Source organism: Myxococcus sp. AB056 (assembly GCF_006547365.1).
GTDB classification, from domain to species: domain Bacteria; phylum Myxococcota; class Myxococcia; order Myxococcales; family Myxococcaceae; genus Myxococcus; species Myxococcus virescens.
Genome location: NZ_VHLB01000186.1, coordinates 1 through 3433 on the forward strand (window position 1 = coordinate 1; position 3433 = coordinate 3433).

2 rRNA genes are annotated in these 3433 nt (G+C 55.3%); both read right to left on the reverse strand.

Annotation, left to right across the window (positions count from 1 at the left end):
• Positions 1–74: 74 nt before the first annotated feature.
• Positions 75–191, reverse strand: a 5S ribosomal RNA gene (gene rrf, locus FMP39_RS36945).
• 162 nt (positions 192–353) lie between these two features.
• Positions 354–3316 (reverse strand): 23S ribosomal RNA (locus FMP39_RS36950).
• Positions 3317–3433 lie beyond the last annotated feature (117 nt).

Below are 3433 nucleotides of genomic sequence, written 5' to 3' on the forward strand. Positions count from 1 at the left end.
CGCGGAAACCCCACGCGCCCCAAAACGGAAAACCCCCGGTGTCCACGAGGGACACCGGGGGTTTCTCAAAAAGAATCCGGCAGCGACCTACTCTCCCGCGCGGTTTCCCGCGAAGTACCATCGGCTCTGGAGGGCTTAACTTCCGTGTTCGGGATGGGAACGGGTGGGACCCCTCCGACATAGCCACCGGAAAACAAGCGACAGTGCATACAAAGGGTAAGTTTCAATTCATTGCTGAGCGAAGTCTCGCTGTGCGCAGTGTGAGTCTTCCAGGCGAGTGCAAAGAAGCACTCGAGCCTCGGCCTTGGCCCCGAGTCCCTTACTCCCCTTGAGGGGGCATGCAAGAGAATGGGGAAAGTAAGCCTCACGACCAATTAGTACCGGTTAGCTGAACGTGTTACCACGCTTACACACCCGGCCTATCAACGTCGTAGTCTTCGACGGGTCTTCAGGGGCTTGCGCCCGGGATACCTGGTCTTGAGGTCGGTTTCCCGCTTAGATGCTTTCAGCGGTTATCCAATCGGCACATGGCTACCCAGCGATGCCTCTGGCGAGACAACTGGTACACCAGCGGTGCCTCCAACCCGGTCCTCTCGTACTAAGGTCAGAGCCTCTCAAGTATCCTACGCCCACAGCAGATAGGGACCAAACTGTCTCACGACGTTTTGAACCCAGCTCGCGTACCGCTTTAATTGGCGAACAGCCAAACCCTTGGGACCTGCTCCAGCCCCAGGATGCGATGAGCCGACATCGAGGTGCCAAACCTCCCCGTCGATGTGAACTCTTGGGGGAGATAAGCCTGTTATCCCCGGAGTACCTTTTATCCGTTGAGCGATGGCCCTTCCATTCAGGACCACCGGATCACTATGACCTGCTTTCGCACCTGCTCGACGTGTCCGTCTCGCAGTCAAGCTCCCTTATGCCATTGCACTCGACGCCCGGTTTCCAATCGGGCTGAGGGAACCATCGCGCGCCTCCGTTACTTTTTGGGAGGCGACCGCCCCAGTCAAACTACCCACCAGACAGTGTCCCAATCCCGGCTGACGGGACATGGTTAGACACCAGAAATCAACAGGGTGGTATTTCACCGTTGCCTCCACCGAACCTAGCGGCCCGGCTTCAAAGGCTCCCACCTATCCTACACAGTCAATCCCTAGTGTCACTGTCAAGTTATAGTAAAGGTTCACGGGGTCTTTCCGTCTTGCTGCGGGTAAACTGCATCGGCACAGCTATTTCAATTTCGCTGAGTCCCTCTCCGAGACAGCGCGGAAGTCGTTACTCCATTCGTGCAGGTCGGAACTTACCCGACAAGGAATTTCGCTACCTTAGGACCGTTATAGTTACGGCCGCCGTTTACTGGGGCTTCGGATCATCGCTTCACCTTGCGGCTGACGAATCCCCTTAACCTTCCAGCACCGGGCAGGAGTCAGACCCTATACGTCGGCTTGTCGCCTTCGCAGAGTCCTGTGTTTTTGGTAAACAGTCGCTACCGCCATTTCTCTGCAACCTCTCTCAGCTCCGGCTGTACGCCTTCACCTACCAGAGGCCCACCTTCTTCCGAAGTTACGGTGGAAATTTGCCTAGTTCCTTGGAGGAGAGTTCTCTCAAGCGCCTTAGGATTTTCTCCTCGCCCACCTGTGTCGGTTTACGGTACGGACACCCTGTAAGCTCCCTACGGGACTTTTCTTGGAAGCAGAGCATCAGCGACTTACCCCTTACGGGGCGCCATCGAGTCTCGGGGATAACTGCCGCGCCTTTATTCGTACGCGACACCCCTACGCCTTTAGACTGACACAACCACCGGTCAGCTCGCCTAGCTTTCTCCGTCCTCCCTTAGTTCAACGCTCACAAGATGGTGCAGGAATATTAACCCGCTTTCCATCACCTACGCCTTTCGGCCTCGGCTTAGGTTCCGACTAACCCTGGGAAGATTAACTTGACCCAGGAAACCTTGGGCTTACGGCGAGGGGGTTTCTCACCCCCTTTAACGCTACTCATTTCGGCATCAGCACTCCCAGCCGCTCCAGCCGCCTTTTCAGTCGACCTTCGCTGCAACTGGGACGCTCCCCTACCGCCACACGCTTTACGTGTGACCCGAAGCTTCGGCACTAGTCTTGAGCCCCGTTACATTTTCGGCGCGGCCTGTCTTGACCAGTGAGCTATTACGCTTTCTTTAAAGGATGGCTGCTTCTAAGCCAACCTCCTGGTTGTCAATGACCTGCCACATCCTTTCTAGTGTTCACTTAGACTAGATTTGGGGGCCTTAGCTGTCGGTCTGGGTTATTCCCCTCTTGCCAATGGACGTTATCACCCACTGACTGCGTCCCGGGATAACAATTGCCGGCATTCGGAGTTTGGTACGGTTTGGTAATCTGGTGAGACCCCTAGCCGTTCCAGTGCTCTACCTCCGGCATTGAATTGCCCGAGCCGATACCTAAATATCTTTCGGGGAGAACCAGCTATCACGGAGTTTGATTGGCCTTTCACCCCTACACACAGCTCATCTCAGAAATTTTCAACTTTCACGAGTTCGGTCCTCCATGCGGTGTTACCCGCACTTCAACCTGGCCATGTGTAGATCACCCCGCTTCGGGTTATAATACACGCAACTATACGCCCTATTCGGACTCGCTTTCGCTCCGGCTCCACCTAACGGCTTAGCCTCGCTACGTATATTAAGTCGCCGAATCATGATGCAAAAGGTACGCTCTCGCACTGGGTTGCCCCGTAGTGCTCGAACTGCTTGTAGACATGCGGTTTCAGGTTCTTTTGACTCCCCTTACCGGGGTTCTTTTCACCTTTCCCTCGCGGTACTTGTTCACTATCGGTCGCCAAGGAGTATTTAGCCTTACCGGATGGTCCCGGCTGATTCAGGCAGGATTGCACGTGTCCCGCCCTACTTGGGTAACCCACTCAGCTCCAACTCGCTTTCGCGTACGCGACTATCACGCTCTTTGGTGCCTCTTTCCAGAGGCTTCCGCTAGCAAGTCAAAGTCCTACCGTGGACCCGCTACCCCGACGCCACTTTCGTGGTTTCGGTTTGGGCTTCTCCCATTTCGCTCGCCACTACTTTGGGAATCACTCATTGTTTTCTCTTCCTCAGGGTACTGAGATGTTTCACTTCCCCTGGTTAGCTCCATTCCACCTATGTATTCAGTGAAAGGTAACGCCGCTATTCGCAGCGCTGGGTTTCCCCATTCGGACATCCCCGGATCAACGCTCGGTTGACAGCTCCCCGGGGCTTTTCGCAGCCACCCGCGTCCTTCATCGCCTCTTGGCACCTAGGCATCCACCGCACGCCCTTAGTAGCTTACTTGCCCTAATCTCTTGTTTCACGCCCGCCTCCCGGCGGATTGTCGAAACTCGAAACCAAGGCCCAGACTCCTGCTCTTCGCAGCAAGCCTGGAAGACTTCTTGTTACTTACGCTTGATT